General features: G+C 62.6%; 4 protein-coding genes. All 4 read right to left on the minus strand.

Translation table 11 applies throughout. The features are described 5' to 3' along the window. Positions 1–292 precede the first annotated feature (292 nt). Positions 293–1,195, minus strand: coding sequence for a LysR family transcriptional regulator (locus ABYB95_RS18285; protein ID WP_372660113.1), 903 nt, complete (start codon positions 1,193–1,195; stop codon positions 293–295). 408 nt (positions 1,196–1,603) lie between these two features. Further along, entirely contained in the window at positions 1,604–2,812 is a 1,209-nt protein-coding gene (locus ABYB95_RS18290; RefSeq protein ID WP_372660115.1) for an ABC transporter substrate-binding protein, read from the minus strand. Positions 2,813–2,826: 14 nt separating this feature from the next. Beyond that, a complete protein-coding gene (locus tag ABYB95_RS18295; RefSeq protein ID WP_372660117.1) occupies positions 2,827–3,255 on the minus strand; it encodes a hypothetical protein in 429 nt (142 codons plus the stop codon). 75 nt (positions 3,256–3,330) lie between these two features. Further along, the coding region (locus ABYB95_RS18300; protein WP_372660119.1) for an FAD-binding oxidoreductase at positions 3,331–4,160 on the minus strand (830 nt) is incomplete at its 5' end.

The following is a 4,160-nucleotide window of genomic DNA, read 5'->3' on the forward strand; positions in this document are numbered from 1 at the left end:
GCCTACTTCCTCCAGCGTGTTGCCCGCGTCCGCCATACGCATGCGCACTCTCATGGCACGCATAGCACGAGTCTGGAATCGATGTGCCGCGCGGCACACCCATCAGGGCGCAGCGCGGCGCAGGCTGGCGAACACGTCGAAGAAAACGCAGGCGGCTGGCTGAGACCCCTTCATCGCCGAAGGCGCATGCCTTCGGCCTGTCTACCCCGACAGCATCCCAGCGGATGCGCGGGCTGTCCAAGGCCGATGGCGCATCAGGCGCCGGCCCGTTAAGCGGAACCCGTAACGATCGCTACAAGGATTTGGCGTGGGTAAGAAAACGTTCCACCGCCTCGGGCAGGCCGAAGCGCTGGTGCTTGTGCAGCACGTAGGTGTGCAGGCGTAGGTCGTCGACCAGAGGCAAGGCCACGATATCGTCGCGGCGCAGGGTCTCGACATGGCCGCTGTCGGCCACGCCCACGCCCAGCCCGGCGGCGATCCGCGTCACGTAGCCGGTGAAAGTGCTGGCCTCGCCCGCGATCAGCGGCGTGCAACCGCACTGGCGCACGAAGCAGTCGATCTGCTGACGCACGCCGGGCTTGTAGCTGGCGTGGCAGGCGATCATCGGAAAGCACGCCAGCTCGGCCAGGCTCAGGCACTCCTTTCGCGCCAGCTCGTGCCCCAGCGGCAACAGGGCAATGAGTGGATAGCTCCACGCCGCATCCTGGGCGATGCGCTCGTCCTCGGGCACTCCAAAGGAAAAGCCGACATCCACCTCTTCCTGGCACAGCGCTGCGGCCAGTTCGCGGGCGCGCATCTCGGACAGTTCCAGCGGCACCGCAGGCGCCAACGCCTGCCATCCGGCCAAGCACTCGGCAAGCCTGGGCTGGGAGATGCCGTCGGCCACGCCGATACGCAGCGGCGGCTGGTAGAGCGCACTCGTTCGGCGCACGGCACACTTGGCGCGCTCGAAGCGAATAAACAGTTTGCGCGTCTCCTGCAGCAACTGGGCGCCCGCCGGGGTCAGCGCCAGGTGGCGCGGCGCGCGGACAAACAGCTTGACGCCCAACTCCGCCTCTAGGTCGCGCACCGCGCGCGACAGCGGTGTCTGGTCGAGGTGGATACGCTCTGCCGCGCGGGTGAAATTCAGTTCCTCAGCAACGGCGACGAAGTAGCGCAGGTGCCGCAACTCAATCACTGCAGCCTCGCCGCGCAACTGTTGGACAGTGCGCGGCGAAACAAATGGCAAGGGAAATAAAAGTAGCAAGGACGAGTGACAGCTGGCGCGGTGCGGATCATTGTTTTACTCCTTGATGGCTATTGTTGATTGCTCGATCGAATCAACCGCCCAGCCAAAGCGCCGGGTGGCAAGTGATGAATAACCCGAAATAGGCCCGCGCGGACAGACATCAGTCCTGTGCTTCAGAAGAGTGATGCACTCTGGCGTTGTCGCTGGCCAGAATTCAAAAGGAGATTGCTCGACGTCTACTGTCAGCTCAGGAAGCAGCTGCGCACGGTTTGGGCTCGACCTCTTCGGCTCGAAACGCTCAGGGGATCGGCGATTGCGCTCGTGCTTCATCGAGAACCGGATGAAAGAGGAGTAGTGTCCTTCGAGCTCGCTGAGCTACCGGATGATCCTGCGGCCGTGGCCAACGATCATGGTATCGACATAGCTTGCACCTGAGCGATCCGCCGGCCCAAAGGTGACCCGAAAGTCGTTGGTCAATGGGTAGTTGCTCATCGACTCCAGGCTTGCTACGAGCGAAGTACGCTGTAGAGATGGCGTCATCTGAAGCGCCTTGATCATCAGTCTGGCTGAAAGGAATCCTTCCATGCCGATGAAGGAAGGCGGCTCGCTCGAATGCCGACCGACCGCCCTCAGGTACTCTGCTGAAGCGCCGGGGCGAACGCTGAAGGGATAGGGCACCGGCTGGGTGAATCGCAGGCCTATCGCATCGTCGCCCAACAACGCGATGGCCGCATCCGGCGACACGACCGATAGGACGGTTGTCGCAGGCAACTTGATCCCCTTTGACTTGGCCTGCGATATCAGAGCGGCCAAAGCTGGAGCACTTCCGCCAAACACCAGCGCGCCTAACTGGCTGGACTGAATGCGCGCCAATGCATCGCCGAAGTCAGGACTCGCCGCTGGCGGAAATGCCGCCTCGATCGATGTTTTCAGCTGATGTCGTGCCAGTCCGGTCTGCACACCCGCGAGTGCGGCCTTGCCTTGGCCATCGTCCTGATAGACGACGCCCCAGACCTTCATGCCTGTGATGACGCCGACGTTGACGGCATTTTCGGCTTCCTTCGAAAAACTCGTTCGTACGATGAAGACGAACTTGTTCTTTGGGTCTTTGGTTGCCGGGGCCCCTGATACGGCTCCGATCAGCGGAACCTGGCGCTCATTGACAAGGGCAGAGACGGCCAGGATCCCCGGCGTTCCCATGAACCCGAAGAGGCACAGCACACCTTGATCGAGCATGGCCTTCGCATTTCGTACGACCAGGTCCCTGTCGAATCTGTCGTCCATCAGTTCAACGCGAATTTTCCTTCCGTGCACGCCCCCGGCAACATTCATATCCTCGAATGCGATGCGCGTGCCCTCTCGAAACCCCTGGGCGGTGCTGCCGAGGACGCCCGTCAATGGCAGCGACATACCCAAGACAATCTCGTTTGCGTTGCCAGCCCCAAGGGAAGAGCGCGCAAAGCCTCCAGCGGCAATAGCTGCCACTGCCGCTAGCAGGCGACGGCGCGAATATGCCGCTTGCTCCATGATCACAGGAGCCCGTTCAACCGGCTGGCTCAGCAAGCCTGCACCATTTGTGCTCATAGCAGTCTCCTTTGTTAATGGTTCAGCGGGCCATCGGCGATTTGCGCGTGCCGAGCCACGATCGACATCAGGTGCTTGAGTTGGCGGCGCCAGGATTCTTCGTGGCTCGGCGTCCAAGACTCGCCCACGGCGGCCTGCATTGCCTGCACCACCGCCTCGAAATAGCTCTCATACATGGACAGAGTCGCGCCATATCCCCGGTGGTCTCCCACTTCCCGCTCGACGATGCCCTCCAGGTACCCCACTTCCTGTGTGCATTCCAGGATCATCGTCAGGGTTTCATTGAACATCCGCCCCCGGCCGAGGGCATCGTTCCCGAACAACGCACGGGCGTCTGGCCTGAGTGCAAAGAATCGTTCGTACACCAGCGGCACGAGATCATCGACTCGCTCAGCTGCCAGTTCAAGAGACTCATGGATCGATAGCAAGTCAGACAATTTCATCTCCAAGTCGTTGGCTCTTTCGCCGACCGGCGTGCATGGCTGCACGCGGCGGGCGTCAGATCGGCGCGGGCGCAGCTAGACCACGGCGACAGGGCTTTCCGCGACGAATGAATCGCTGAAGAACTGCGTCGGCGGCAGTCCTCGCTGATCCTCGAGGGCCGTGCGCACGGCCTGCACCATGGCCGGCGCGCCGCAGGCGTAGACGTCGAAGTCCTGCACCGAGTCGAAGGTCTCCAGCACCGCCTGGTGCACTCGTCCCCGCCGTCCACTCCATGCCATCGCATCAATCGGGGCGCTGATGACGGGTTCATAGCGCAGCGAGGGGCGCTGCCTGAGCCACTTCTTCACCACTTCGGGCGCATACAGGCCAGCGGGCACGCGTGCGCCCCAGAACAGGGTCATCGGCCGCTCGATGCCGCGCTTGATGATGTCATCGATGATGGACTTGACCGGCGCGAAACCCGTTCCGCCGGCAATGAACAGCAACGGACGGTCGCTCTCCTCGCGCAGATAGAAGTCGCCGTGCGGGAGTTCGATTTGCAGCACATCGCCCTTGGCCAGATTGGGAACGACGCCTGATGTGAAGCCGCCACCGGGCATGTGCCTGATGTGCAGCAGAACACCGTCGTTCTCATGCGGCGCGTTGGCCATCGAGAACGAACGCCGCTGCCCGTCGGGAAGAATGACCTGCAGGTACTGGCCAGCGGCGAAGCGGGCTCGCACGCCTGTCGGAAGCCGCAGGTGAAGGATCGAGACGTCGCTGGCGACGAGCTGGTTGCGGAAGACCGTCGCCGAATAGGTCTTGCGTGCGTCGGGGTCGATGCGGTGCCAGGACCGCGGCGCGATCAGAAGATCGCTGGCCGGCTGGGCGCGGCAGAACAGGTGTTCATCGGGCGCGTTGATCC

This window comes from Hydrogenophaga sp., from assembly GCF_041633695.1.
Lineage (GTDB): Bacteria > Pseudomonadota > Gammaproteobacteria > Burkholderiales > Burkholderiaceae_C > Hydrogenophaga.